The sequence below is a fragment of the Streptomyces sp. SAS_272 genome (assembly GCF_052543235.1).
In genome coordinates, this window is the sequence record NZ_JBMNDR010000009.1 from 1 (window position 1) to 26,612 (window position 26,612).

Annotated in this window: 23 protein-coding genes and 2 pseudogenes; 6 read left to right on the top strand and 19 right to left on the bottom strand. The window is 71.1% G+C overall.

The window, feature by feature from the left end; translation table 11 throughout:
- Window positions 1–50 precede the first annotated feature (50 nt).
- The 6 genes from ACN6LD_RS08505 to ACN6LD_RS08530 all read right to left on the bottom strand — a co-directional run bounded on the left by ACN6LD_RS08505 (window position 51) and on the right by ACN6LD_RS08530 (window position 6,980).
- Window positions 51–893, bottom strand: a complete 843-nt coding sequence (locus tag ACN6LD_RS08505; protein ID WP_319197000.1) for a nitrilase-related carbon-nitrogen hydrolase — start codon at window positions 891–893, stop codon at window positions 51–53.
- A 189-nt stretch (window positions 894–1,082) separates the two neighbouring features.
- Window positions 1,083–2,666: a PucR family transcriptional regulator gene (locus ACN6LD_RS08510; protein WP_445042821.1), complete on the bottom strand. Its 1,584-nt coding sequence runs from the start codon at window positions 2,664–2,666 to the stop codon at window positions 1,083–1,085.
- A gap of 29 nt (window positions 2,667–2,695) precedes the next feature.
- Window positions 2,696–3,979, bottom strand: coding sequence for an aspartate aminotransferase family protein (locus ACN6LD_RS08515; RefSeq protein WP_445042822.1), 1,284 nt, complete (start codon window positions 3,977–3,979; stop codon window positions 2,696–2,698).
- Window positions 3,976–4,818 carry a nitrilase-related carbon-nitrogen hydrolase gene (locus ACN6LD_RS08520; RefSeq protein ID WP_319197005.1) on the bottom strand — a complete coding sequence of 281 codons (843 nt, stop codon included), beginning with the start codon at window positions 4,816–4,818 and terminating at the stop codon, window positions 3,976–3,978. Before ACN6LD_RS08520 ends, ACN6LD_RS08515 begins: the two co-directional genes overlap by 4 nt.
- 181 nt (window positions 4,819–4,999) lie before the next feature.
- On the bottom strand, window positions 5,000–6,562 hold the full coding sequence (locus ACN6LD_RS08525) for a hypothetical protein (protein ID WP_445042823.1): 1,563 nt from the start codon (window positions 6,560–6,562) through the stop codon (window positions 5,000–5,002).
- 166 nt (window positions 6,563–6,728) lie between these two features.
- Window positions 6,729–6,980 carry a helix-turn-helix domain-containing protein gene (locus ACN6LD_RS08530; RefSeq protein WP_319193656.1) on the bottom strand — a complete coding sequence of 84 codons (252 nt, stop codon included), beginning with the start codon at window positions 6,978–6,980 and terminating at the stop codon, window positions 6,729–6,731.
- A 32-nt stretch (window positions 6,981–7,012) separates the two neighbouring features.
- On the opposite strand from ACN6LD_RS08530, the gene map reads away from it, so the two are divergent.
- Window positions 7,013–7,783, top strand: coding sequence for a type I methionyl aminopeptidase (map, locus tag ACN6LD_RS08535; protein ID WP_319193654.1), 771 nt, complete (start codon window positions 7,013–7,015; stop codon window positions 7,781–7,783).
- 259 nt (window positions 7,784–8,042) lie between these two features.
- Complete coding sequence (locus ACN6LD_RS08540; RefSeq protein ID WP_445042824.1) at window positions 8,043–10,592, top strand: ATP-dependent Clp protease ATP-binding subunit; 2,550 nt, start codon at window positions 8,043–8,045, stop codon at window positions 10,590–10,592.
- A gap of 3 nt (window positions 10,593–10,595) precedes the next feature.
- Here ACN6LD_RS08540 and ggt read toward each other — a convergent pair whose 3' ends face one another.
- Window positions 10,596–12,407, bottom strand: a complete 1,812-nt coding sequence (gene ggt / locus ACN6LD_RS08545) for a gamma-glutamyltransferase (protein WP_445042825.1) — start codon at window positions 12,405–12,407, stop codon at window positions 10,596–10,598.
- Window positions 12,408–12,550: 143 nt separating this feature from the next.
- Between ggt and ACN6LD_RS08550 the strand changes: the two genes are divergently transcribed.
- Together ACN6LD_RS08550 and ACN6LD_RS08555 are read left to right on the top strand one after the other, a co-directional pair.
- Window positions 12,551–13,297 carry a hypothetical protein gene (locus ACN6LD_RS08550; protein ID WP_319193649.1) on the top strand — a complete coding sequence of 249 codons (747 nt, stop codon included), beginning with the start codon at window positions 12,551–12,553 and terminating at the stop codon, window positions 13,295–13,297.
- A 79-nt stretch (window positions 13,298–13,376) separates the two neighbouring features.
- Entirely contained in the window at window positions 13,377–14,945 is a 1,569-nt protein-coding gene (locus tag ACN6LD_RS08555; protein ID WP_445042826.1) for an alpha/beta fold hydrolase, read from the top strand.
- Window positions 14,946–14,996: 51 nt separating this feature from the next.
- On the opposite strand, the gene ACN6LD_RS08560 is transcribed toward ACN6LD_RS08555, so the two are convergent.
- The 7 genes from ACN6LD_RS08560 to ACN6LD_RS08590 all read right to left on the bottom strand — a co-directional run bounded on the left by ACN6LD_RS08560 (window position 14,997) and on the right by ACN6LD_RS08590 (window position 20,850).
- Window positions 14,997–15,740 (bottom strand): amino acid ABC transporter ATP-binding protein, encoded by a 744-nt coding sequence (locus ACN6LD_RS08560; RefSeq protein WP_319193645.1) that lies wholly within the window; start codon window positions 15,738–15,740, stop codon window positions 14,997–14,999.
- Between the two features lie 140 nt (window positions 15,741–15,880).
- Window positions 15,881–16,300 (bottom strand): DUF6278 family protein, encoded by a 420-nt coding sequence (locus ACN6LD_RS08565; RefSeq protein WP_319193644.1) that lies wholly within the window; start codon window positions 16,298–16,300, stop codon window positions 15,881–15,883.
- Between the two features lie 77 nt (window positions 16,301–16,377).
- On the bottom strand, window positions 16,378–17,157 hold the full coding sequence (locus ACN6LD_RS08570; RefSeq protein ID WP_319193642.1) for an exodeoxyribonuclease III: 780 nt from the start codon (window positions 17,155–17,157) through the stop codon (window positions 16,378–16,380).
- Window positions 17,158–17,187: 30 nt separating this feature from the next.
- Window positions 17,188–17,823: an MBL fold metallo-hydrolase gene (locus tag ACN6LD_RS08575; protein ID WP_319193657.1), complete on the bottom strand. Its 636-nt coding sequence runs from the start codon at window positions 17,821–17,823 to the stop codon at window positions 17,188–17,190.
- A 43-nt stretch (window positions 17,824–17,866) separates the two neighbouring features.
- The gene (pcaDC, locus tag ACN6LD_RS08580; protein ID WP_445042827.1) at window positions 17,867–19,186 is read right to left on the bottom strand and encodes a bifunctional 3-oxoadipate enol-lactonase/4-carboxymuconolactone decarboxylase PcaDC; all 1,320 of its coding nucleotides are present in this window, start codon (window positions 19,184–19,186) and stop codon (window positions 17,867–17,869) included.
- Window positions 19,187–19,216: 30 nt separating this feature from the next.
- Complete coding sequence (locus ACN6LD_RS08585; RefSeq protein ID WP_107446672.1) at window positions 19,217–19,636, bottom strand: HNH endonuclease signature motif containing protein; 420 nt, start codon at window positions 19,634–19,636, stop codon at window positions 19,217–19,219.
- 38 nt (window positions 19,637–19,674) lie between these two features.
- Window positions 19,675–20,850 (bottom strand): tyrosine-type recombinase/integrase, encoded by a 1,176-nt coding sequence (locus ACN6LD_RS08590; RefSeq protein WP_445034278.1) that lies wholly within the window; start codon window positions 20,848–20,850, stop codon window positions 19,675–19,677.
- A 928-nt stretch (window positions 20,851–21,778) separates the two neighbouring features.
- On the opposite strand from ACN6LD_RS08590, the pseudogene ACN6LD_RS08595 reads away from it, so the two are divergent.
- Window positions 21,779–21,949, top strand: a pseudogene (locus tag ACN6LD_RS08595) (HD domain-containing protein); the annotation flags it as partial.
- A 101-nt stretch (window positions 21,950–22,050) separates the two neighbouring features.
- On the opposite strand, the pseudogene ACN6LD_RS08600 reads toward ACN6LD_RS08595, so the two are convergent.
- The 3 genes and pseudogenes from ACN6LD_RS08600 to ACN6LD_RS08610 form a co-directional block, all read right to left on the bottom strand.
- Window positions 22,051–23,218: pseudogene (locus tag ACN6LD_RS08600) on the bottom strand (IS110 family RNA-guided transposase).
- Between the two features lie 3 nt (window positions 23,219–23,221).
- A complete protein-coding gene (locus ACN6LD_RS08605; RefSeq protein WP_307047397.1) occupies window positions 23,222–23,350 on the bottom strand; it encodes a hypothetical protein in 129 nt (42 codons plus the stop codon).
- A gap of 172 nt (window positions 23,351–23,522) precedes the next feature.
- Window positions 23,523–24,536 carry an NAD(P)H-dependent glycerol-3-phosphate dehydrogenase gene (locus ACN6LD_RS08610; protein WP_445042828.1) on the bottom strand — a complete coding sequence of 338 codons (1,014 nt, stop codon included), beginning with the start codon at window positions 24,534–24,536 and terminating at the stop codon, window positions 23,523–23,525.
- 238 nt (window positions 24,537–24,774) lie between these two features.
- Here ACN6LD_RS08610 and ACN6LD_RS08615 point away from each other — a divergent pair, with 238 nt between their 5' ends.
- Window positions 24,775–25,332 carry an HD domain-containing protein gene (locus tag ACN6LD_RS08615; protein ID WP_445034276.1) on the top strand — a complete coding sequence of 186 codons (558 nt, stop codon included), beginning with the start codon at window positions 24,775–24,777 and terminating at the stop codon, window positions 25,330–25,332.
- A gap of 15 nt (window positions 25,333–25,347) precedes the next feature.
- On the opposite strand, the gene ACN6LD_RS08620 is transcribed toward ACN6LD_RS08615, so the two are convergent.
- A complete protein-coding gene (locus tag ACN6LD_RS08620; protein WP_445034275.1) occupies window positions 25,348–25,818 on the bottom strand; it encodes an NUDIX hydrolase in 471 nt (156 codons plus the stop codon).
- Between the two features lie 15 nt (window positions 25,819–25,833).
- The gene (locus ACN6LD_RS08625) at window positions 25,834–26,583 is read right to left on the bottom strand and encodes an XRE family transcriptional regulator (RefSeq protein ID WP_445034293.1); all 750 of its coding nucleotides are present in this window, start codon (window positions 26,581–26,583) and stop codon (window positions 25,834–25,836) included.
- Between the last annotated feature and the right edge of the window lie 29 nt (window positions 26,584–26,612).

Below are 26,612 nucleotides of genomic sequence, written 5' to 3' on the forward strand. Positions count from 1 at the left end.
CGGCCCCCTTGCACCGGACCGGCGGCGGCCTCGGCGGCGGCCGCGGCCGACTACGGTGCGGTCAGCGGGCCGTAGGCCTCCGGACGGCGGTCCCGGTAGAACTGCCAGCGGTCGCGGACCGCGCGCAGCTTCGCCATGTCGAGGTCGCGGACGACGAGTTCGGGCTCCTTGTCGCTGGCCACCTCCCCGACGAACTGGGCCTCCGGGTCCACGAAGTACGAGGTCCCGTAGAAGTCGTTCTCGCCGAGTTCCTCGACGCCGACCCGGTTGATCGCGCCGACGAAGTACTCGTTGGCGACGGCGGCCGCAGGCTGTTCCAGCTGCCACAGGTACGCGGACAGGCCGCGGGAGGTCGCCGACGGGTTGAAGACGATCTCGGCGCCCTCGAGTCCCAGTGCGCGCCAGCCCTCGGGGAAGTGGCGGTCGTAGCAGATGTAGACGCCGATCTTCCCGACGGCCGTCTCGAAGACCGGCCAGCCGACGTTCCCGGGGCGGAAGTAGAACTTCTCCCAGAAGCCCTTCACCTGCGGGATGTGGTGCTTGCGGTACTTGCCGAGGTAGGAACCGTCCGCGTCGATCACGGCGGCGGTGTTGTAGAGGACGCCGGGCTGCTCCTCCTCGTACATCGGCAGCACCAGGACGATGCCGTGCTCCCTGGCCAGCGCCTGGAAGCGCTGGACGATCGGGCCGTCGGGGATCTGCTCGGCGTACTCGTAGAACTGCGGGTCCTGGACCTGGCAGAAGTACGGTCCGTAGAACAGCTCCTGGAAACACAGGACCTGAGCACCCTGGGCGGCCGCGTCGCGGACCGCCTGCTCGTGCACCTGGATCATCGATTCCTTGTCGCCGGTCCAGGCCGTCTGGAAGACGGCGGCACGGATCACTCTGCTCATCGGGACCTCCGGTCGCTCGGTGTACGAGGAGCCTAGGAAGCCGGCCGGCCCGCTTTGAGTTGCACGGTGTCACGCCTGAGCGCGTCCGGCGTGTCACCGTGTCACGTCTTCCCGGACCCATGTTTCACCACCGTTTTCCCAGGTCGTTCCATGTTTCTCAGCTGTTTCCCGTGCACCGGCCGCGCGCGGTCAGCCCTGCTGCGCGTCGTGCGCGAGGAGCGCGATGTGCACCGAGGCGGCCTGTTCGAAGTCGTCGAGGTCCACGCCCAGCCGGCCCTCTATCGCCTCCAGGCGGCGGTACAGCGCCGGCCGGGAGACGTGGTGGAGCTGGGCGGTGCGGGACTTGTTGCGGCCGGTGGCCAGATACGTCCGCAGGACGGCGAGCAGGTCGTCCCCGGCCGCGCACAGCAGTCCGTCCAGCTCGCGCTCGGCGAACGACTGCACGTGCGGGTCGTCCCGCAGCAGGCGGATCAGTCCGCGCAGGTGGACGTCCTTGAGGCGGACGACGAGCGGCAGGTCGAGGACGGCGGCAGAGTCGGCCACGGCGTCCGCCACGTGCTGGGCCTCACGCAGCCCGGCGGGCACCTCGTCCCAGAGGGTCCGCGGGTCGGCCGCCGCGACGACCGTGCGGGCCTGGCCCGCCTCGGTGCGCAGCCTGGTCGCGAAGTGGGCGGCGAGCGCCTCGGCGTCCTGGTCGCGGGCGAGGCTGAGCAGCACCGCCGTCGCCCCGTCCGCGAGTTCCGCGACCAGTCCCGCGAGCCCCAGCAAGCGCAGTACCCGTTCGAGCCGGTCGAGGGCGACGTCCCGCACGACGAGCGGCACGAAGGTGCGCCGGTTGACCGGGAGGCCGGCCGCCCGGGCCCGGGGCAGCAGCTGGCGCGCCGGGACGACGCCGGAGACCAGATCCGTGAGCAGGCTCTGCGCGGACTGCTCCTCCCACGTGTGGGCGGAGGCGCCGCCGAGCATGCGGTGCAGCACGAGCGCCTCGGCGGCCCGGTCGGCGAGCAGCCGTCCGCCTGCGGTGTCGCCGCGGTGCCCGCAGAGCATGATCTGCCCCCAGCGTTCACCGCGGCCGCCGAGTTCGGCGCGGATCCAGCCGTCTCCCTCGGTGCCGCCGGCCTGGCGGGCGATGCGTTCCCAGTCCCGCAGCACGTCGTCGACCGCCGGCCGCTCCCCCGCCGTGGCCAGCACCCGGTGGGCGAGGTTGGTGACGACGACGGGACAGGCCGCGTGCTGGGCGATCTCGTCGAGCAGCAGCTGCAGGGGGGCTCCCGCGGTGATCAGCGCGGTGAGCGCGGTCCGCACGGCCTCCGAGAGGCTGACGGCGGCGAACTTGCGCCGTACCAGCCGGGACTGCACCTCCTCCGTCAACTCGGCGAAGGGGAAGGGGCGATGGAGCACGATCATCGGCAGCCCGCACCGCTCGGCGGCCCGCCGCATCGCGTCGGGCGTGGTCGGGAACGCCCGTCCGAGGCCCAGCACCACGGCCGCCGCCTCGGCACGGTGCAGGGAGTGGACGTACTCGGTCTGCGCGCTCTCGTCGCCGGCGAGCAGCACCCCGGTGGTGAGGACCATCTCGCCGCCGGTCAGCATCACGCCGACGTCGGCGGCCTCGGCGACGTGCACCCAGCGCACCGGCCGGTCGAGCCGGCCGGCGCCCGCCACCACTTCGGGTTCTCCGGCCAGGACCCTTTCCAGGGCCAGGACCTGACGGACCGACAGGGCGGGCTCCAGCGGCTCCACGGGCCCCCAGGGCTCCAGGGCAATGGTCATGCGATGTGTTCCCTTGGCTCAGACCTGCGCTATCGCGTGCTCCTCAGCGCGCTTTCGAGGATCGCGGCGCCCTCTTCGGCCTCCGCCACGGTCAGGGACAGCGGAGGAGCGACGCGCAGGGCGCTGGTGTCGTGGCCGCCGCCCTTGCCGATCAGCAGCCCGTCGGCGCGGGCCGCCTCCAGTACGGCGGACGCCCGGTCCGGGTCGGCCAGTCCGGTGCCGGGGCGGGTCAGCTCGACGCCGATCATGAGGCCGCGTCCGCGCACCTCCCGCACGCCCGGATCCTGGGCGGCGGCGGCCCGCAGCCGCTCGATGAGCAGGCCGCCGACCCGCCGGGCGTTGCCCTGGAGGTCGTGTTCCAGCAGGTAGGAGAGGTTGGCGAGTGCGGCAGCCATGGTGATCTGGGTGCCGCCGAAGGTGGAGATGCTGTTGGCGTCCAGGCAGTTCATGATCTCGGAGCGGGCGATGACACCGCCGACGGACATGCCGTTGCCGATGCCCTTGGCGAAGGTGACGATGTCCGGCGGACCGTTGCGGCCGTGTGCCTGCCAGCCCCAGAAGTGCTCGCCGGTACGGCCCCAGCCGGTCTGCACCTCGTCGGCGATCCACAGGATGCCGTGTTCGTCCAGCACCTCGCGGAAGGCCGCGTACAGGCCGTCGGGCGGCGAGGTGAACCCGCCGACGCCCTGGATGGGCTCGGCGATCAGGGCGGCGGGCGCACGGGTGTGCCCGAGCAGGTCCTTCAGGTCGGCGACGCAGGCGTCGACGAAGGCGGCGTCGTCGAGGCCGGCGAACGGTCCTCGGCCGCGGACCCCTCCGTGCACGTACAGGGTCTGCAGCGGTGACAGCGAGGTCGGGGACCAGCCGCGGTTGCCGGTGATGCCGACCGCGCTGAAGGAACGGCCGTGGTAACTGTTGCGCATCGCCAGCACGGTGTTGCTGCGCCGGTGGGTGGTGGCGAGCAGCAGCGCGGTGTCGTTGGCCTCGGTGCCCGAGGTGGTGAAGAAGACCCGGGCGTCGGGGATGCCGCTGATGTGGGCGATGCGCTCGGCGAGCTCGACCATGGGCCGGTTGAGGTAGAGCGTCGAGGAGTGGACGATCCGCCCGGCCTGCTCGGCGACCGCCTTCGTGACCTCGGGCAGCGCGTGCGCGGTCATGGTGGTGAGGATGCCGCCGAAGAAGTCGAGGTACTTGTTTCCCTCGGAGTCCCAGACGTGCCGGCCCTCGCCGTGGGTGATCTCCAGCGGCTCCTCGTAGTAGAGGGCGAGCCAGTCCGGCAGGACGCCCCGGTGCCGGGCGTAGAGGTCGCTCACGGCTGCACCAGCCCTTCATAGGCGTCGGGGCGGCGGTCGCGGTAGAAGGCCCACTGCTGCCGGACCTCCTCGACCAGGTCGAAGTCGAGGTCGCGGACGACGAGTTCCTCGTCCCGGTCACTCGCCACGTCGCCGACGAACTTGCCGCGCGGGTCGACGAAGTACGACGTCCCGTAGAAGTCGTTGTCCCCGTACTCCTCGACGCCGACCCGGTTGATCGCGGCGACGAAGTACTCGTTGGCGACGGCCGCCGCCGGCTGCTCCAGCTGCCACAGATGGGCGGAGAGGCCGCGGTGGGTGGCGGACGGGTTGTAGACCAGCTGGGCGCCCCCCAGGCCCAGCTGCCGCCAGCCCTCGGGGAAGTGGCGGTCGTAGCAGATGTACACGCCGACCCGGCCGACGGCCGTGTCGAACACCGGCCAGCCGATGTTTCCCGGCCGGAAGTAGTACTTCTCCCAGAACCCCTTCACCTGGGGGATGTGGTGCTTGCGGTACTTGCCGAGGTAGGAGCCGTCGGCGTCGATCACGGCGGCGGTGTTGTAGTAGAACCCGGACTGCTCGACCTCGAAGACCGGCACGACGATCACCATGCCCGTCTCGCGGGCGAGGTCCTGCATGCGGCGCACGGTCGGCCCGTCCGGGACCGGCTCCGCCCAGCGGTAGTGCTCCGGCTCCTGGACCTGACAGAAGTAGGGAGCGTTGAACACCTCCTGGAACCCGATGATCTTCGCGCCCCGGCGGGCCGCCTCCCGGGCGTGCTCCTCGTGTTTCGCCACCATGGACTCGGTGTCGCCGGTCCAGGTGGCCTGGACCAGTGCGGCACGTACGACGTTGGCCATGAGCTGCTCCTTCGACGGGACGTCAGAGCCTCTACGCCCGTAGACGAAGGTCGTAGAGGGACGAACGTAAGCCTCCTGGACGGGCTTGCCAAGACCATCGTCGTCAACCCGCGGAGTCGATCGCGTTTCACACCCCTGTGGGTGAGTCACGGTGCGTTCGGCGCACCGGGTGCGGCGCCGGTCAGGCGGTGAAACCGGCCACCCGCAGGGCGTGCACCAGGTCCCGGTGGCGTTCCTCCGAGGCGGCCTTGGCGGCCTCGAGCAGCAGCGGGACCAGGGTCTGCGGGTCCGGGGCGGCGCTGCGGGCGGCCTCCTCGGGGGTGCGGACCCGGACGTAGGCGTCGAGCAGCGCGCGGGCCTCGCGCCGCCGGCCCTCCCGGACCAGGCCGAGGACGCCCTGCCCGATCTCCTCGGCCGGCCGGGCCACCCCCTGCCGCAGGATCTGCTGCCCGTCGGCGGTGCGCCCCACCGCGACGAGCGCGTCGGCCGCGGCGACGAGCCGGTCGGCGGGGAGGGAGGCGGCCTCCCAGAGCAGGGTCGTCCAGTCCGCGGTGAGTCCGGCGCGCTGGAGCTCGGCGGCGAGCAGCGGAATGCGCGCGGCGGGCAGCGCGGCGAGCTCGGCGAGCAGGGCGTGCGCCTCGCCGCTGCGTCCCTCGGCACGCAGTCGCACCAGATGCCGGACCGCGTCGACGGTCTCCTGCCGGGCCGTCGCGTCCAGCGGCTCGCGCTGCGGCTCGGCCGACCGCGCGGCCGGCGTCTCGGCCGCTCCGGCGAAGCGGGCGCCTCGCAGGATGCGGCGGGCCGGCGCGGCGGCCGCGGGCGCGGCCGGCCCGGGGGCGGGGACGGAAGCGGGCGGAACGGCGAGGGGGGCGACGTCGGCCTCCTCGGCCAGGCCGGCGAACCGGGCGCTGCCGCGACGGCGCTTGCGCTGTTTGGGCACGGGGTCGGGATCGGGGGCAGGGGTGGACTCAGGCGCGGGCTCCGGGTCGGGGGCCGGGTCGGACGTGGCTCGCGCCTCGAACGCTCCGGCGGCGCGCGTCTCGTATGCCGTCCGCGTCTCGTATGCCGCTCGCGCGTCGTACGCCGTCCGCGCGTCGTATGCGATCCGGGCGTCGTCGGCGTGGCCCGCCTCGTGCCCGTGTCCCGCCTCGTGCCCGCGGCCCGCCCGGTGCGGGGGCTGGGTGTCGTGAGCGTCGGCCGTGGGACCGGCCCGGCGCGGGGGCGCTCCGGCTGCCGGGAGGCGGTCCGCCTCGGCCATCCGGTGACGGAGTTCGGCGCACCGGGCGGTGGCCCGTTCATGGTCGTCGCGGGCCCAGGCGAGGTCCAGCCGGACGGCGTCGGCCTGCTCCCGGGTGGCCGCCGAGGCGAGCCGACGTCCCAGGTCGGCCTGGCGTTCGGCGGCGTAGCGCTGTTCGCGGAGCATGACGTCGAGGCGGTCCCCGAGGGCGTCACGGCCGCCGGGACGGGCGTCGTGGGCGGCGAGCGCGGCGGCGTGCAGGGACCGGGCCCGCGACGTCTCCTGCCCGGCGGCCGCGGCGCCGTAGGCGGCGGCGAGATCCTGGAGCACCGCCTCCACGACGTCCCAGGGCGGCACCTCGTGGCCGTCGAGGCAGGCCCGCATGCCGTCGGGGTCGCGCTGCCAGAAAACCGCGCACCAGCCGGCGCCCTGGTCGAGGCGCGCCAGCAGCACACCCAGGTAGCTCGCGAACTCCCGCACCCTGCCCGGGAGTTGTTCCACAGCCATCGTTCGTCTCCCGCCCGACCGGAACACTCCGGTTCGTAGAAAACACCAGCCGTGTTACAGCGCGGCTACGGCCAGTTTTCAAAGCGGACGCGGCGGCGACATGGCGCAATCTTGACCCCGGGCCTCGGGTGCGGAACAGGCCGGGCCCCGCGACGGCCCCCGCGGATCACACGGGAGCCGGCGAGCACAGCCCGGCCAGCTCGTCCATGGACAGGCCGAGCACGCGGGCGAGCGCGGCGACGGTGAAGAACGCCGGGGTGGGCGCGCGACCGGTCTCGATCTTGCGGAGGGTCTCGGCGGAGATTCCGGCGCTCGCCGCGATCTCGGCCATGCTCCGGCCGCCACGCGCCTCGCGCAGCAGCAGGCCGAGCCGCTCGCCGCGCTCGCGCTCTTCCGGGGTGAGGGGGGTACGCACCATGCCGCCATTCTAATACCGGTATAGTAATTGGAATGGTGGAACTGAAGACGGACACATCGATCGACGCCATGTACGAGGCGGGCCAGGTGGTCGCCCGGGCCCTGACGACCGTGCGGGAGGCCGCCGACGTGGGCGTCTCCCTGCTGGAGCTGGACGAGCTGGCCCACGACGTGCTGCGGGCCGCGGGCGCCACGTCGCCGTTCCTCGGCTACCGCCCCGAGTTCGCGCCCACGCCCTTCCCGGCGGTGCTCTGCGCGTCGGTGAACGAGGCGATCGTGCACGGCATCCCCACCCGCTACCGGCTGCGCGACGGCGACCTGGTCTCGCTCGACTTCGGCGCCCAGCTGGGCGGCTGGGCGGGCGACTCGGCCGTCAGCTTCACCGTGGGCAGGGCGCGCCCTGAGGACGTCCGGCTGATCGAGACGGCCGAGCGGGCCCTGGCGGCGGGCATCGAGGCGGCGGTCGTCGGCAACCGCATCGGCGACATCGCGCACGCCATCGGCACGGTGTGCCGGGCGGCGGGCTACGGCATCCCGGACGGCTTCGGGGGCCACGGGATCGGCCGCCACATGCACGAGGACCCGGCGGTCCCCAACGAGGGCCGCCCCGGCCGCGGTCTGCCGCTCCGCCACGGCATGGTCATCGCCATCGAGCCGATGCTGATCGCGGGCGGCACGGACGGCTACCACGCGGCCCCCGACGGCTGGACCCTGCGCACGAACGACGGCTCGCGCGCGGCCCACGCGGAGCACACGGTGGCGATCACGGCCGGCGGACCGAGGGTGTTGACCGAACGCCGGTAGCCGCACGACGGGGTCACCGGCGCGGTCGGTCCACGGCTGGAAAGCAGAGTCACAGGCACGACCGGCCCGCGGCTCGGACACGGGGCGTGGGCGGGGGCGTGGACGGATTCGACCAGGCCGCTGCCGTGGGACTGCGTCGGCCCCGGTCCGGTGGGGGTTTCCTGCGCGTGCCCACGGTCGGCGAGCGTGCGAAGGTGGGGGGTAAGGCCCCAGCCGAGGGCACCCGGCACCGCATCGCACGTCGATCGAACGGAACGCCATGACCAGCGGCTTCAACGGCCCGGAGGGCTACGGCGACCCCTTCGGCGAGTTCCTGGCCCGCTTCTTCGGCGGGCCTCGCCCCGGCCCCCGCCAGATCAACATCGGCCAGCTCCTCAGCAAGCCCGCGCGCGAGCTCGTCCGCGGCGCCGCCCAGTACGCCGCCGAGCACGGCAGCCGCGACCTGGACACCGAGCACCTGCTGCGGGCGGCCCTTTCCGCGGAGCCCACGCGCTCGCTGCTCAGCCGGGCGGGCGCCGACCCCGACTCCCTCGCGACGCAGATCGACGAGCGGTCGGGACCGGTGCAGCATCCGCCGGGCGAGGTGCCGCCGCCCACCTCGCTGTCCCTGACGCCCGCGGCCAAGCGCGCCCTGCTGGACGCGCACGATCTGGCCCGCAGCCGCGGCGCGGGCCACATCGGCCCGGAGCACGTGCTCGGCGCCCTCGCCGCCAACCCGGACTCGGCGGCCGGGCACATCCTCAACGCGGCCCGCTTCGCCGCCGCCGGCCTGCCGTCCGACGCCACGGACGCCGCCGGGCCGGCCCACGCCGCGGACGGGCAGCGGCCCACGGCCACGCCCACCCTGGACAAGTACGGCCGCGACCTCACCGAGCTGGCCCGGCAGGGGCGCATCGACCCGGTGATCGGCCGGGACGACGAGATCGAGCAGACCATCGAGGTCCTCTCCCGGCGCGGCAAGAACAACCCGGTGCTGATCGGCGACGCAGGCGTCGGCAAGACCGCCGTCGTGGAGGGACTCGCCCAGCGGATCGCCGAGGGGGACGTGCCGGACGTGCTCGCCTCCCGGCGCGTGATCGCCCTCGACCTGAGCGGCGTGGTCGCGGGCACCCGCTACCGCGGCGACTTCGAGGAGCGGCTGAACACCATCGTCGACGAGATCCGCGCGCACTCCGAACGGCTGATCGTCTTCATCGACGAGCTGCACACCGTCGTCGGTGCGGGCGGGGGCGGCGAGAGCGGCGCGATGGACGCCGCCAACATCCTCAAGCCGCCCCTGGCCCGCGGCGAGCTGCACATCGTGGGCGCCACGACGCTGGAGGAGTTCCGGCGCGTCGAGAAGGACGCGGCGCTCGCCCGCCGCTTCCAGCCGATCCTCGTCCCGGAGCCGTCCTTCGCGGACGCGCTGGAGATCCTGCGCGGACTGCGCGACCGCTACGAGGCCCACCACCAGGTCCGTTACGCCGACGAGGCGCTGGTCGCGGCCGTGGAGCTGGCCGACCGCCACCTCACCGACCGCCGGCTCCCCGACAAGGCCATCGATCTCATCGACCAGGCCGGCGCCCGGGTGCGGCTCGGCTCCCGCACCAAGGGCACCGACGTGCGGGCGATGGAGCGCGAGATCGAGGATCTCGCCCGCGACAAGGAGCGGGCGGTCGCGGACGAACAGTACGAGGAGGCCACCCGGCTGCGGGACCGCATCGTCGAGCTGAGGCAGCGCGTCGCGGACACCGGCGGCGAGGACGCCTCCGACGACGGCCGGCATCTGGAGGTCACCGCGGAGGCCGTCGCCGAGGTCGTGTCCCGGCAGACGGGCATTCCCGTCTCCCGCCTCACCCAGGAGGAGAAGGACCGGCTGCTCGCCCTCGAGGAGCATCTGCACGAACGGGTGGTCGGCCAGGAGGAGGCCGTGCGGGTCGTCTCCGACGCGGTGCTGCGCTCCCGCGCCGGCCTCGCGAGCCCCGCCCGGCCGATCGGCAGCTTCCTGTTCCTCGGACCGACCGGCGTCGGCAAGACGGAGCTGGCCCGCGCGCTCGCCGAGGCGCTGTTCGGCAGCGAGGAGCGGATGGTCCGGCTCGACATGAGCGAGTACCAGGAACGGCACACCGTGAGTCGGCTGGTGGGCGCCCCGCCCGGCTACGTCGGCCATGAGGAGGCCGGGCAGCTCACCGAGGTGGTGCGCCGGCACCCGTACTCCCTGCTGCTGCTCGACGAGGTGGAGAAGGCCCACCCGGACGTCTTCAACGTCCTGTTGCAGGTCCTGGACGACGGCCGCCTCACCGACTCCCAGGGCCGCACGGTCGACTTCACCCACACCGTCATCGTGATGACCAGCAACCTGGGCTCGGAGGAGATCACCCGCCGGGGCGCCGGCATCGGCTTCGGGCCGGGCGGCGGCGAGGCGGACGAGGAGGCGCGGCGGGAGCGTGTTCTGCGGCCGCTGCGCGAGCACTTCCGGCCGGAGTTCCTGAACCGGATCGACGAGGTCGTCGTCTTCCGGCAGCTCACCGACGGGCAACTGCGGCAGATCACCGATCTGCTGCTGGAGGACACGCGCCGGCTGGCGCGGGCGCAGGGCGTCACGGTCGAGTTCGCCGCCGGGGCCGTCGACTGGCTGGCCGAGCGCGGCTACCAGCCCGAGTACGGCGCCCGCCCGCTGCGCCGCACCATCCAGCGCGAGGTCGACAACCGGCTCTCGCGGCTGCTGCTCGACGGCGGGGTCGGGCAGGGCGACCTGGTGCGGGTGGAGGTCGAGGACGGGCGGCTGGCGTTCCGCACCCCACCGCCCGTCCCGGCCGCCGAGTTGTGACCCCTACCGTGCGGGGTGCACCACCTGGGCCGACCCGCCGCCGCGCCGAACGGTCTCGGCGGCGGCCAGCCACCTGCCGTCGGGCAGCCGCTGCACGGCCGTCGCCGCCCCGATCTCGGGGTTGAGCTTGAACGAGTGGCCGATGGCCTCGAGCCGGGCCCGCAGGCCGCCCGGGGAGGTGTCGTCGTAGAGGGCGGGCTCCAGCTCCGTCTGGGGGGCGTTGCGCTGGCTGGCGCGCGGCGCCGCGATCGCGTCGACGAGCGGCAGCCGGCGGTCGAGGAACTCGGTCAGGGTCTGCAGCACGGTGGTGATGATGGTCGCGCCGCCGGGCGACCCCAGTGCCACGACCGGCCTGTCGTGCTTGTCCAGGACGATCGTCGGCGAGATCGACGAACGCGGCCGCTTGCCGGGGCCGGGCAGGTTCGGGTCGTGCACGGCCGGGTTGGCCGGGGCGAAGGAGAAGTCGGTCAGCTCGTTGTTGAGGAGGAAGCCGCGGCCGGGGACGGTGATGCCGCTGCCGCCGGTCTGCTCGATGGTGAGCGTGTAGGAGACGACGTTGCCCCACTTGTCGGCGACGGTGAGGTGGGTGGTGTTCTCGCCCTCGTACGTCGTCGGGGCCGCCGGGCCGCCGGTGGCGCAGGCGGCGGGGTTGCGCGGGTCGCCGGGCGCGAGGGGGCTGGTGAGGACGGCGTCGTCCTTGATGAGGCAGGCGCGCGAGTCGGCGTACCGCTGCGACAGCAGCTGCTTGGTCGGGACGTCCTCGAAGGCGGGGTCGCCGACCCAGCGCCCGCGGTCCGCGAACGCGATCCTGCCGGCCTCGATGTAGTGGTGCAGGTACTGCACCTCGCTCGCCTTCGACAGGTTCGTCCGCTCCAGGATGTTGAGGGCCTCGCCGACGGTCGTGCCGCCCGAGGAGGAGGGGGCGATGGAGTAGACGCCGAGGCCGCGGTACGAGGTCCTGGTGGGCGCCTGCAGCTTGGCCCGGTAGGCCGCGAGGTCCCTGACGGACAGGGCGCCCGGCCGTGCCTTCCAGCCGGAGGCCGGGTCCACGGGCGGGTGGTTCACCGTGGAGACGATGTCCTCGCCGAGATCGCCGCGGTAGATCGCGTCGACGCCCTTCCTGCCCAACTCCCGGTAGGTGCGCGCGAGATCGGGGTTCTTGAACGTCGAGCCGACGACCGGCAGCCGTCCGCCGGGCAGGAACAGCTCTGCGGTGTCCGGGAAGTAGCGGAAGCGCGCCTCGTTCGCCGCGGTCTGGGAGCGGAAGGTGTCGTCGACGGTGAAGCCGTCGCGGGCCAGGCGCTCGGCGGGCTTGAGGACCGTGCCGAGCCGTTCGCTGCCCCAGCGGGAGAGGGCGGTCGCCCAGGTGGCGGGCGTGCCCGGCGTGCCGACGCCGAGGCCGCTGGTGACGGCGTCGGCGAAGGCGAGCGGTTTGCCGTTCTCCAGGAAGAGGCCGGAGTCCGCGGTCAGCGGAGCCGTCTCGCGGCCGTCGATGGTGTGCACGGCACGGGACTTGGCGTCGTAGTAGACGAAGTAGCCTCCTCCGCCGACACCGGACGAGTAGGGCTCGGTGACGCCGAGGGCGGCGGCGGTGGCGACGGCCGCGTCGACGGCGTTGCCGCCCTTGCGCAGCACCTCGATACCGGCCGCCGAGGCGTCCACGTCCACGCTGGCGACGGCTCCGCCGTAGCCGACGGCGACCGGGACCTTGGCGACGGGGGTTCTCTGAGGGGCGGGTGGCGCGGCGGCCCCCACCGTGACCACGGCGGCCGAGACCGCCAGGACCGACAGTTTCCGCGCGACAGGGCGACGCATCCGTACCTCCAGTGCGGGACCGTCCGCGCAGCGTAACCACATTCGCGGTGCCCCGACAGGCACCTTCAGGGCACTGTCATACGACTGCCACACCTCGAACACGGGTACGTCTCGTACGTGTCGGCCCGCTAGCATGCGCGCCCATGAACGACGACGTGCGCAACATCGTCCTGGGCGTCATCGCGGCGGGCGTCAGCGCCGCGCTCGGCTGGGTCGCCCGAACCTATCTGTGGCGCCGCAGACTCCGCCGCAAGCAGGCGTTCTTCGGGCTGCCCGAGAACTCGGAGTGCCTGCTCGTCGTCAACCGCGACGCGGGCAGCGCCGACCTCGCGGTGCACCGGCACGACGTGTTCGCACTCCTGGAACTCGCCGCGCTCATCAAGGACTGCGGCGCGGGCGCCGAGGTGGTCACCCAGGACGCGGCCCGGCAGGGTTTCGGGGAGCGAACGGAGTTCTGCGTCGGCGGCCCGGGCTCCAACCGGCGTACCGCGGCCCATATCCAGGCCATGCTGCCGGGGGTGCGGATCAACACCGACCGGGAACCGGGCCCGGACCGGCTGGCGTTCCAGATCGGCGGGGAGCACTACCGGATGGAGTCGGGGGTCACCGAGTTCGTCCTGCTGGCGCGGCTCACCGCGGGGCGGCGGCGCGGGGCCCGGCCGGTGTTCCTGTTCTGCGGCCAACGGGCCATCAACAACCAGGCCGCCACCCGCTATCTCGTCCGACATCACGAGCGGCTGGCCCGTAAGTACGGGGACGGCTCCTTCGTCCTGCTGCTGAAGGTGGTCAGCTCCCATGCCTACGGGCCCGACGTGGTCGAGCTGGTGGACGACGTGACGCGCCTGGCCCAGGCTCCCCTGCCGGAGGCGACAATCGTTACTGCCACGTAACTTACCGGCGGGTTACCTCCGGTAGGAGATGCGGTTACCGTCGGGTCACTTTGCAATGCGGCAAGTTGAGGAGTGAACCGTGGGACAGCACCGCAGGGCCCTGCGCACGACCGCCGTGGGCGCCGTCTCCGTTTCGCTGATGGCCGGCACCGTCCTCGCCCTGGCCCCCTCGGCGCAGGCCGCCGGGACCGCCGTCCGGTACGTCGACATCGCAGGCAACGGCGGAACCGTCCTCAAGGCGAACGTCGTCACCCCCGCGGGTTCGGACGGCACGCGCCGCTACCCGCTGATCGTGCTCCCCACGAGCTGGGGTTTCCCGCAGGTCGAGTACCTGGCCCAGGCCCGGAGTCTCGCCGACTCCGGTTACGTCGTGGTCAGTTACAACGTGCGGGGCTTCTGGCAGTCCGGCGGGGAGATCGACGTGGCGGGCCCGCGCGACGTCGCCGACGCCTCCGCGGTCATCGACTGGGCGCTCGCCGCCACCCCGGCCGACGCAGCGCACATCGGCATGGCGGGCGTCTCCTACGGCGCCGGGATCAGCGTCCTGGCGGCCGCCCACGATCCCCGCGTCAAGGCCGTCGCCTCGCTCAGCGGCTGGGGCGACCTGATCGACTCGATCTACTCCGGCCGCACCCAGCACCTCCAGGCCGCGGCCGTGCTGGACACCGTGGGCACGGTCACCGGCCGGCAGAGCACCGAGTCACGCGAGGTCTTCTCCGCCTTCTACTCCGGCGACCTGTCGAAGGAGAAGGCCCTCGTCGCCTGGGGGAAGAAACGTTCCCCCTCGACCTACGCCGACCAGCTCAACCGCAACGGCGCCGCGGTGATGCTGGCCGGCTCCTGGGGAGACACCATCTTCCCGCCCAACCAGTCCGCCGCCCTCTACGAGCAGCTGACCGGCCCCAAGCGGATGGAGTTCCGCCCGGGCGACCACGCCACCGCCGAGCTGACCGGCCTGTTCGGGCTGCCCAACGACGTGTGGACGGACACCCGGCGCTGGTTCGACCACTACCTGCGGGGCGCGGACAACGGCGTCGACCGGGAACAGCCCGTGCGGCTCAAGTCCCGTACCGGGGGCGGCTACGAGGGCTACCCGGACTGGAAGTCGGTGAACGCGACGCGCAGAAAGCTGGCCCTGGCCGGCTCCACCACGATCCACACGAACGTGGACTCCGGCGCCGACGGCGGGATCGTCTTCCTCTCCAGCATCCTCGACCAGGTCGCACAGCTGCCCCCGGTCGCCTCGATCCCCCTGCTCCCCCGCCGCTGGGCCGCCGTGTGGCAGTCGGAGAAGTACGCCACGACTCAGCGGGTGCGCGGTACGGCCCTGCTGCACACCACGGTGACCCCGACCGCAGAGAGCGGCACCTTCGTCGCCTACCTCTACGACGTGGGACCGCTCGGCCTCGGCAAGCTGGTCGGCAACGCGCCGTACACCTTCCACGGGCGCACGCCCGGAAGGCCGTTCGCCCTCGACCTGGAGCTGGGCTCCACGGCCTACGACGTCCCGGCAGGACACCGGCTCGCCCTGGTCGTCGACACCGTCGACCCGCTCTACCTGGAGCACAACCCGTCCGGCGCACGGCTGACCTTCTCCTCACCGGCGGACGACCCGTCGTACGTGTCGGTCCCGCTGCGCGAGCAGTGATCTCCGGCCGCTGCCGGGGCGGGTGTGCTCGGTGGCTGCCGCCGTCCGGACTCAGTGCTTGAGGATCTTGGAGAGGAAGTCCTTGGCGCGGTCGCTGCGCGGGGCGGTGAAGAACTCCTCCGGAGTGCGGTCCTCCACGATGCGGCCGTCCGCCATGAAGACCACGCGGTTGGCGGCCGAGCGCGCGAACCCCATCTCGTGGGTGACGACGACCATGGTCATCCCCTCCTGCGCCAGCTGCCGCATCACCTCGAGGACCTCGTTGATCATCTCGGGGTCGAGGGCGGAGGTGGGCTCGTCGAAGAGGAGCGCCTTGGGGTCCATGGCCAGGGCGCGGGCGATGGCCACGCGCTGCTGCTGGCCCCCGGAGAGCTGCGCCGGGAACTTGTCGGCCTGGTCGGCGAGGCCCACGCGGTCGAGCAGTTCGCGCGAGCGCCGGTCGGCGTCGTCCTTCTTGCGGCGGCGGACCTTCACCTGACCCAGCGAGATGTTCTGCAGGACCGTCTTGTGGGCGAAGAGGTTGAACGACTGGAACACCATGCCGACCTCGGAACGCAGGCGGGCCAGCCCCTTGCCCTCCTCGGGCAGCGGCTGACCGTCGAGCGTGATCGAGCCCGACCGGATCGGCTCCAGCCGGTTGATCGCGCGGCACAGTGTCGACTTCCCCGACCCCGAAGGGCCGATCACCACGACCACCTCCCCCCTGCCGACCGTGAGGTTGACGTCCTGCAGGACATGCAGCTCCCCGAAGTACTTGTTGACGTCACGCAGCTCGATCAACGGATCGACGGCCATGCGCAGCCCTACTCACTTTCAGCTGTGTCGTGGTCGCCGCAAACTATCCACAGATGGGCGGGGGGAAGAAGCGACACGCACCTTCCGGGCATTAGCCGTATTTACATCGCCTGCCACCCGTACGCAGCTCGGCGGCGCGGTCAGTTCTCGGCCACCTCGCCGTACAGCTGGGACAGCTCGGGCGTCCCGCTCACCGCCCACTCCCGGCCGGCCGCGACCACGTCGACCTCCCGGCCCGACGACAGCCGGACGACCACCTCCCCGCCGGGCCGGATCGCCCAGGCCGCGCCCGGCACGGAGCGCACGACGACCGTCCCCAGGTAGAGCCCCGCGTCATGGCCGAACCAGGGCAGGTTCTCCTCGTCGTCGCGCCAGCGGGGCGGCAGCTGGTCGAGCGCCTCCAGCGAGCCCGGCGTGTCGTCCAGTCCGATCCCCTGCCGGGCCGCGTGCGAGCGCAACAGCTCGCACTCGGCGAGGAGTTCGGCGATCCCTTCGGGGTCCTCGGCCAGGACCGCCGCACGGTACTTCTTGCTCCTGTTGCCCAGGAAAGGGATGTTCATAGACCCAGCGTGACATTCGCACCGGCGTGCACACCACAGGGCGCGCTGGCCCGCGCGGCCCGGCGGCCGGACGGGCCCTACACCTCGAGGTCGACCACGACGGGCGCGTGGTCCGAGGCGCCCTTGCCCTTGCGCTCCTCGCGGTCGACGTAGGAGTCCTTGACCGCCTTGGCGAACGGCTCGTTGCCGTAGACCAGGTCGATGCGCATGCCGCGGTTCTTGGGGAAGGCGAGCTGACGGTAGTCCCAGTAGGTGAACGGGTGGTCGTACTTCAGGGGGCGCGGGACGACGTCCGACAGCCCGGCCTCGCGCAGGGACGCCAGGGCGGCCCGCTCGGCCGGGGTGACATGGGTGAGGCCCTCGAAGGCGGCCAGGTCGTACACGTCGTCGTCGGTCGGCGCCACGTTGTAGTCGCCCATCACCGCGAAGGGCCTGCCGCCCGCCGCGTCCCCGGCGACGGCCGCTTTGAGGGCCTCGAACCACTGGAGCTTGTAGGCGTAGTGCGGGTGGTCGACCTCGCGGCCGTTCGGCACGTACACCGACCACACGCGGACCGGACCGCAGGTCGCCGAGACCGCACGCGGCTCCGGCGCGCCGTCGTAGCCGGGGTCGCCCGGCAGGCCCTTGACGACGTCCTCCAGACCGACGCGGGAGACGACGGCCACGCCGTTCCACCGGCCGGTGGCGTGGACCGCCGCCTCGTAGCCCAGTTCGCGCAGCTGCTCGAACGGGAACTGCTCCTCGGCGACCTTGGCCTCCTGGAGGCACAGCACGTCGGTGCCGCTGCTCTCCAGCCACGCCAGGAGCCTCGGCAGGCGGGCGGTGATCGAGTTCACGTTCCAGGTCGCGATACGCATGTCCCACAACCTACCGGGCGCCACCGACACTCACAGCGCCGCGCTCTCCCCCGGCGCCAGCCTCAGGTGCTCCGCGCCCCCGAGGGCGCCGATCTGGCGGTCGTAGATCGGCCGGGCCAGGTCGGTCAGCAGGGCGTCGTGGACGTCGTAGGCACGCTGCGGGCTCACCTCGCGGACGTAGTCGACGACCTCGGAGAGCTTGCTCCAGGGCGCCATCACGGGGAGCATCAGCGTCTGCACGGGGTGGCCGGGGACGGTGAGCGCGTCGCCGGGGTGGAAGACCCGGCCGCCGTCGATCAGATAGCCGACGTTGGTGATGCGCGGGATGTCCGGGTGGATGACGGCGTGCAGCTCGCCGTGCACCTGGACGTCGAAGCCCGCCGCGGTGAACGTGTCGCCGTGGCCGACGGTGTGGACGCGGCCCGGGAAGGCCGCGGAGATCTTCTCGGCCACCGACCGCAGGGTCCAGACCTCGGCCGCCGGGTCGGCCTCCAGGGCGGTGCGCAGCCTTCCCTCGTCGAAGTGGTCGGGGTGCTCGTGGGTGACGAGGATCGCGTCCGCGCCGAGTGCGGCGTCCGCCTCGCTGAACCCGCCCGGGTCGACGACGAGCGTGCGCCCGTCCTTCTCCAGGCGCACGCACGCGTGCGACTTCTTCGTGAACTTCAGTGCCGTCATGGGTCCCATCCTGCCCCCGTGCCGGCCGCCGGGCTCACTCGGTGGGGGTGGTCTCCTCGAGGACGACCTGCTGCGCCACCTTGAACGCGGCGTTCGCCGCCGGCAGGCCGCAGTAGACGGCCGCCTGGAGCAGCACCTCCCTGATCTCGTCCGGGGTGAGGCCGTTGCGCAGCGCGGCCCGGGTGTGCACGGCGAGCTCCTCGAGGTGACCGCCGGCGACCAGCGCGGTGAGCGTGATGCAGGAGCGGGTGCGCCGGTCGAGGCCCGGACGGTCCCAGACCTCGCCCCAGGCGTAGCGGGTGACGAACTCCTGGAAGTGCCCCGCGAAGTCGTCGGCCTGCGACAGCGCGCGGTCCACGTGGGCGTCGCCGAGGACCTCCCGGCGCACCTTCAGTCCGGCGTCGTAGGGGTCGGGGCGGCCCATGACCTGCGGCGGCTGGAGAACCGGGGTGGGCGCGATCTCCGCGACGGCCACCGGCTGCAGGGGCTGCAGGGGCTGCGGCGGCATGGTCGGCATCGCCCGGACCGGGACGCCCGGGACGGCCGTCTGCCCGGTGACCGAGTCGTAGGCGGGCTGCCACGCGGTGGCGAAGTGGTGGACCAGCAGGTCGGTGACGGCGGCCGGCTGCTCCACCGGGACGAGGTGCGAGGCGCCCGGCACGACCGCGAGGCGGGAGTCCGGGATGCCGGCGACCAGGGTGCGGGCCTCGGCGGGGCCGGTGACCTGGTCGTCCGAGCCGGCGAGGACCAGCGTCGGGACGCCGACGAGGCCGATCTCGGCCCGCACGTCGAACGCCGCGAGCGCCTCACAGGCGGCTATGTAGCAGCCGGGGTCGGTGGTGCGCACCATCTGCACGGCCCACTCGGTGATCGCGGGCTGCGCGGCCGCGAATCCGCTGGTGAACCAGCGGTCGGGCGAGGTGCGGGCGATGGGGTCGAGGCCGTTCGTGCGCACGATCACGCCGCGCTGGCGGAACTCGTCGGCCGTGCCGAACCGGGGCGAGGCCGCGATCAGCGCGAGCGAGGCGACGCGCTCGGGGTGCCGCAGCGCCAGCTCCACGCCGATCGCGCCGCCGAAGGCGCAGCCCGCGTAGCCGAAGCGCTGCACCCCGAGCCCGTCCAGCGTGACGAGCAGCCGTTCGGCGAGGTCCGAGACCGAGCCCGCCGGGTGGGCCGGTGCGCCGCCGTGGCCCGGCAGGTCGAAGCGGAACACCCGCCACTGCTGGGCCAGCTCGGGAACCTGACGGTCCCACATGTGCCATGTGGTACCCAGTGAGGGACCCAAGATCAGGACCGGAGCGTCTTCTGGCCCGTCAAAGCGGTATTGCAGGGGGTTCGGTGGTGTCTCACTCACGCCCCAGACCCTCTCACGTCTCACGAAATCTCACACGGTCATGGGAACCCGGCGGCTCCTTACCCTCTCGGCGCAGCACGTCCGGCACTGCCGAAACCCTCGGGGATCCAGATACGAGTTCTCTGGCGTGTACGCGTGGCCGTGGGGACAGTGCGTCCTCCTGGCTCGCGCGCGCTCCCAGTCCCTGCGCCGCAGAGCTTCCTTCTTCGGCACGGCTTCCAGGTGGTCCCGGTTGCAGCAAAGCGTAAAGTGCCGTCCCCAAGGATCGGCATGACGCACCTGGAAGCCCTCCGGAATCTCACCGACCAACAACCTGAACACCACACGGTGGACAAGCTGTGTCTTTCCCTCGTAGGAGACTTGGCCGTAGCCTGACTGCCCCTTCCCGTTGCAGCTACCGGTCCACAGCCAGCAGCCGGTCTCCGGGTCCACCTCGATCTTGGCTGCCATACGGCTGGGCAGGTCGCTCGGTCGGTGGGCCGCCTGACTCAGGCTTGCCCCTCAGTCGCAGCACCGTGCAGGCCATCCCACGTGGTGGCGGCTTCGCGAAGATCCTCTACGTCGGGCTTCACGTACCACTTTTTGGTGGTCCTCACATTCGTGTGTCCAGCCCACCGCGCAAGGATGTGATCCGGCACGCCGTTGTTGGCCAGGTACGTGAGGCACGACGAACGAGCGTCATAAAGACGAACTCGGCGGAGACCAAGGATCACCATGAGCCGGTACGCGCGTCGGCGGAGCTGCTTGATGGTGAAGGCTTCTCCGGTCTCGTGCACCAGGACGTAGCCGGACTCTGCGTATGCCTCACCCAGAGCCAGCTTCTCCTTGGCTTGGAGGGCCTTGAACGACCTGAGCGCAGCCAGCACCGGAGCCGGCAACGGGAGTTCCCGTTCACCGGCCAGAGACTTGGTGTCCTTCTCCACGACGTAGCGATTGCCCATCATGGTCCGCGTATTGGCTATGATGATCGTGGCATTGTCCAGGTCGACGTCTTCCCACCGGAGCCCACAGACTTCAGCCGGACGTAGACCAATGAGGGACAGCAGGAGCGGAGCGTAGAGCCGTTCCCCCTTGATGCCCTGAACGAATCTCTGAACCTCCTGGACGTTCCAGGGCTTCACCTCCTCTTTCTTCTTCCGTTCTTCCTTTCGCGCCCTTCGCGGAATGGTCACGTGCTGGGCCACGTTCATGGTCACCAGCCGACGCGTCACGGCTCGGTTGAGAGCGTCCTTCAGCCGAGCAAGGCTCATGTCCACGCTCGTCACTCCGAGCGGAGTTCCGGCCCTTCCACCGCGTACACGCCCGTGCTTCAGAGCCCAGTGCATCCACCCTTCTACGTCCTCTTCAGTAAGCTCCTGAAGACGAATGTGGCCCAATTTCCCCCGTACCCGGTCCAGGGTGATGCGGTAGTTGTAAATAGTGGTTTCTTCCAAGTCGTCAGCCTTCATGGCCAGCCACTGGTCGAGCCATTCATTCAAGGTGACCTTATTCGGCGGTGCGAGCGTGCCTTCCTGGCGACGGTTGGTGATGCGGGCATACTCGGCCTTCGCTTCCTTCAGCGTGCCGAATGTACGAGTTATCTGCTTGCGCTTCCCGGTGGCGTGGTCGATGCCCACATCGACCACGAACCGGTACCGGATCTGCCCCTTCGCGTTCGGTGGCAACTTCTTGATCGGATCGGACAGGGTTACTCACTCTCCTTAGGCCATGAAAATTCCACATTGGCGGAGGGCCGCAACGCTTCAGGGAAGCGACGCCGCGGAGCCATCAAGGCACCAGCAGACGGTGCCGTTCTCTACGGGTTTGCGGCGCCACTTACTGCATCCGCTACTGCTCCACCGCCAAGCGCAGCCGCATGCGAACGCCCTCAATAGTCGTCAGGATCGCCGGTTTGGCTAACCGGCGATCGTGGTCTATGTTGCGGGCGCGCGCAGGGGTTCGTAGACGTAGCTCAGGAGACCAGCCAGTACGGCCGGAGAGCGGGCGTCGCGCCGTCCGTTACGAGCGCCGGGGGCTCGTAACGGTGAGCCGGCAGTTTCGCCTGCCACGAGGTGTTCAGGAGCACCTGCAACCCGGGCGACGTTTCGGATTGGCTCGGGTCGTGCCGCCATGTGCGCGAGGATTTCTCGGTCCCGGTGGTAGCCGCGTTGTTGCAATCCTCGCCGAACAGCCCGGCCGTACGGGCGCAGAGAGATAGCGCCGTGGAGATGGCGGCGTAGTCCTCTCGCTCCTGAGCGGGCCATGCGTTCCGGGCGCCAAGCGGTGAGGAGCGGTGATAAGGAGCGGCTCGGAGAGGGGCATTCCGCAGGTGGCACTCCTTGGATCGGGGCCTCGGCGAGGAGGCCGAGCAGTATGAGCTGAGGTACCGGCTGCCGCCATGGCCGACCTGTCTGTTGTCGGCCCGGAAGCCCGAAACTCCTTGCTGACCTGGTGTTTTCCCGGACCGTTGTACGTTGACATGGTCCCGGAGCAGGTTCCAGTCCCTTGGGGCTCTTTCTCGTCTGCCATGAGCTGAAGCCGTACCAGGCGTCCTCCGGCACGCCGAGTGGAACGCGCGCCAGACTTCCTGGGAAGTTGACTGATCACCACCCTGCCGCCAATGCTCAGTCGCTCGGAGGGATCTTGGGCAGGGATGTAGAACAGCTCCGGGCGGCAGCGATGCTGCACGACATCGGCTACACGCCCTCGCTGGCCACCACCGGGTTCCATCCGCTCGTTGGTGCCCGGTACCTCCGCGATCACATAGCTGCGGACGAGAGGTTGGGGGCAGCGGCGACGGCGGTCTGGATAGCGGACACGTGCATAGGCAGGTGCCTCCGGGTGGGGGGTGCTTCTATCTGTTCGGTCAAGCTCTGCGGGCTTGGTCAGGCTGCTTGTTCGTGCCCGGGCTGGTAGGAGGTGCGGTGTTTGAGCATGGCTTGCAGGACGTCGACGCGGCGGCGGGTGAGGCAGATGAGGGCGGCTTTGTGGCGCTTGTTCTCCGCCCGTTTCTTGACGTAGTAGGCCCGCGATTCGGGGCTGCTCAGCGAGGCGAACGAGGCCAGGAACAGGGCCCGTTTGAGTGTCTTGTTGCCGCTGCGGGGCGGTCCTTCGCCGCGGATGGAGGTTCCCGAACGACGTGTGGTGGGGGTCAGTCCCGCGTAGGAGGCCAGGTGGGCGGCGGTGGGGAACGCGCTAGCGTCGCCGACCTCGGCCAGGATGCGGGCGCCGGTCCTGACCGCGACCCCGGGCATGAGGTCAGGACCTTCGCGAGAGGGTGGGCCTGAAGCAGGGCCGTCATGCAGGTCTCCAGGATCTCGCGGCGCTTGAGGAGCACGGCGAGGGACTCGGCCAGACCGGAGATGATCTCGCCGGCCGAGCCGGTGCCGGGGACCTGGACGGTCTGCTCGGCCAGGGCGGCATGGATCTGTCCGGCCAGCTCCCGCGGGTTCCGCATCCGTGGGGCGGCGTCGGTCATGACCTCGATGAGCTCCTCGGTGCGGACTTGGGCGAGTTGGACTGGGGAGCCGAAGGTCTGCAGCAGGGCCAGGACCGCCGGGTGACGCAGCCGCGGTCCCAGGAAACGTTCCAGGGCCGGATGGATCGAGGTGAGCAGGCCGCGCAGCCGGTTGGAGGTGCGGGTGGCGTCCTGGGCGAGGTCGTCGTCGTAGCCCAGACCATGGTCAGTTCGGCCCGCACGCCCTCGGCGGGGTCGATGCTGTGCAGCAGGTGGGGCATGGTGCGGGCGGCATCGGCGATGACGTAGGCGTCGCGGGCGTCGGTCTTGCCGGTGCCGGGATGGCAGTCGGCCAGGCGGCGCATGGACAGGCCGGGCAGGTAGGCCACCTCGCATCCGCTGGCGCGCGCCACGGCCACCGCCAAGGTCCCCACGGACGCAGGCTGGTCGACCACGACCAGGACGTTCCCCCGCCGTCCCAGGCGGGCGAACAGCTCCCGCAGCTGGGGCCCGCCGTCGGGCAGCGGCTTGTCGAAGACGGTACGGCCGTCGGCCAGCAGGGCCGTGCCGTGATGGGCGGACTTGCCCACGTCCAGGGCTCAGAACACATCGATCGAGGTGAAGTCGTTGCTGGTCACCGGGCTTTCCCTCCCCGGAGTCACCATCTGGCCCGCCCGGGCACCGGAGATCGGCAGCCACATCACGCAGCCCTGCCTGTCGGCGGACACGCTTCCATCAGCGACCATCCGGCGCCGTCAGGACCGGCGACAGCACCCCCGGATCATCAAGGACAGGGGCAACGAGTCATACCGGCCCCGAAGGCCACGAGCCCGAACCGGGCTCTACAACGAAGGTAATGGGCAAAGTGATGAGGACGGCCCCGTGACCGGGCACCGGGGGTCAGCGCTCGGGCTTGGAGGGCCGCTGCATCAGCGCGGCGGCGGCCTCGTCGAGGGTGACCTTCTCGTGCAGCAGGGCAGAGATCACTTCCGTGATCGGCATCTCAACGCCGTGGGCATGAGCGAGGGCGAGAACCGCCTCGGCGGATTTGACGCCTTCGGTGGTCTGCCGGGTGGCGGCCGTCGCCTGTTCGACGCTTAGGCCATGGCCGAGGTGGGTGCCGAAGGTGCGGTTACGGGAAAGCGGAGACGAGCAGGTGGCCACTAGGTCGCCGAGGCCGGCCAGACCGGCGAGGGTGGCCGGGTGGGCGCCCATGGCCACAGCAAGCCGGGTGGTCTCTGCCAGCCCGCGCGTGATGAGCATCGCCGAGGCGTTGTCGCCCAGGCCCATGCCTGAGGCGATGCCGACCGCCAGGGCGATGACGTTCTTCACGGCGCCGCCCAGCTCGCAGCCGGTCACGTCGGTGCTGGTGTAGGGCCGGAAGTAGGTGGTGTGGCATACCTGCTGGAAGCGACGGGCGGCGTCCTCGTCGGGGCAGGCGACGGTGGCAGCGGCGGGCTGGCCGTCCATGATCTCGCGGGCGAGGTTCGGGCCTGACAGCACTGCGACCCGGTTCGCGTTCACGCCGGTCACCTCGGTGATGACCTGGCTCGCCCGTTCCCCGGTGCCCAGTTCGATGCCCTTCATCAGCGACACGATCACGGTGTCGGGCCCGATGTGCGGCGTCCACGCGGCGAGGTTGGTCCGCAGGGACTGCGCGGGGATGGACAGCACAAGGTAGTCCGCGCCGCGAAGCGCGGCGGCCGGATCGGTCGTAGCCGTCAGGGAGGCGGGCAGCTCTACGTCCGGGAAGTAGCCGGGGTTGCGGTGAACCGTGTTGATCGCGTCGGCGATCTCGTCTCTGCGGGCGTGCACGGTGACGTCGGTACCGGCGTCGGCCAGGATCTTGGCGACTGCGGTACCCCAAGACCCGGCCGAGAACACCGCCGCACGGGCGGAACGGTGCTGGCTCACTGCGGGGTCCTCTCACCGGACGCGGGCCCGTCACCGGGACGGCGGCTGGGCCCGGACACCCTATCGGCCGCGCCAGGCCCGGGCGGAACACGCGTGGGGCGCCGCACGGTCAGCCGGACGGCTCGACGGCCCTTCCCCACCTGACGTCCGCCCGGCGGGGGATCAGAACGGTAGACGTCCTGGGACGTCCGGCCGATCACCGCTCGGTCCCCGCGCCCTACGTCATAGTCTGCCGAGCATGGATCTCACCGTTTGGGCCCGCGACGTGGCCAGGTCCCTCCTCGCGGAGCCCCTGCCTCGGCGCTGGGCACACTCTCAGGGGGTTGCCGCAAGGGCGCAGTCCCTGGCGGGAATCCTGGGCGACGATGCGGAACTACTGTGGGCCGCGGCGATGCTGCACGACATTGGTTACGCGCCGTCGCTCGCCACGACGGGGTTCCATCCGCTGGACGGCGCCCGCTACCTGCGCGACCGTTCGGCCGCGGACGAGCGCCTGGTACGGCTGGTCGCCAATCATTCGTACGCGCTGTTGGAGGCGGAAGAGCGCGGGCTGCGCGAAGAGCTGGAGGCCGAGTTCCCGATCCTCGACCACGCCGAGCTGGTGGATGCTCTCGTGTACTGCGATATGACCACTACCCCGGATGGCACCGCCACCACCGTGGATGCCCGGCTGGCGGAGATCCTCACTCGGTATGATCGCGACAGCGTCGTCGGCCGATTCATCCGCCGAGCCGATGAGGATCTGCGAGCTGCTGTTCACAGAGTTGAGGCCCGGCTGATCTTGGCAGAGCGGTAAGGGAGGGCGCGGTGCTCAGTCGACGTGAGGGAACATCCCGTCCAGGTAGTGGGCGATCTGCTTCCGCATGGAGTGGTGGATGTCGTAGGAGTCCAGTTCGCTGGGCAGGATCCAGCGGACGCCATCGGCCTCGTCGTTGATTGTGGGCTGGCCTCCGACCGGCCGGCCGATCACGGTGACCTCGTACGCCTGCCGGATCTCCCCGTCCGTGTAGGCCACCACATGCTCAGGGACCGAATACACGCCGAGGAGCCCGGTGGGTTCGGCGTCGATTCCGGTCTCTTCCTTGCATTCCCGGACTGCGCACTGCGACGGGGATTCGCCTATGTCCATGGCTCCCCCGGGCAGAGCCCACTGCCCCGTGTCGCGGCGCCGCTGGAGGAGGATCGCCCCGTCCGCCTCCCGGACTACCAGCATGTTGCACGCTGGGATCAACGTGTTCGGCTTGGGTGCGTTCTCGTCGTACCAGTACTCCGTACGTCCCATCGCGGGCCGCGCTCCTCACATGGACTCGGGTGACCAGCGCTTTGCAGTCTCCCAGACCGCGTCGAAGCTGCCGGCGTAGTGGTCGAACCAGCCGTCTTCCTCCAAGCGCCGCAGCTCGAACAGGGGGTTTGCGCTGGCGGGCTGCCCCCAGACGTGCGGGTTGACCAGGAGCACGTCATCGAAGCGGAAGAGGCTGTTGTAGAGGGTCGTGTCGTGGAGGCGTACCTCACACCCGGGCGTGCCGATCAGCTTGCGGTAGTAGGTGAGGGACGCCCTGATCTTTGCTGAGAGGGTTCCGCCGATGCCTTCTTCCTCGTCCCTGACGGCGACCGCCCTGCCCGATGGGTCACCGAAACAGAGGCGGACCTGAACTCCGGCGTCGGCGCGCTCGGCAAGCATCGCCGCAACGCGCGGGTTGGTCTGCGCGAAGAACGTGCCGCTGAACACCAGTACGTCGATATGTTCCTGAGCGGTCTTCAGGAGGCGGACCCAGGACTTCTGCGGGAAGCTCGCGCGGTTCGGAAAGGCAGCGACCAGTTCGGTCTGCTCGGTCGGCTGCCCCTGCGCCTCGTCCTCCTCAGGCGGCCACAGGTACGACATGTCCACACCGAGATGCTTCGCAACCGCCCATTGGTGCCGACGGAGTGGCTGCCGGCCGATGCTGATCCAGCGCTCCACCGTCTTGACATCCACTTGGCACGACGCCGCGAGGTCCTCGGGGGTGATCTGCCGCTGGAGCATCACCGTACGCAACCGCTCGTTCACCATCGCATCCTCGCAGGACGTCCTGGGAC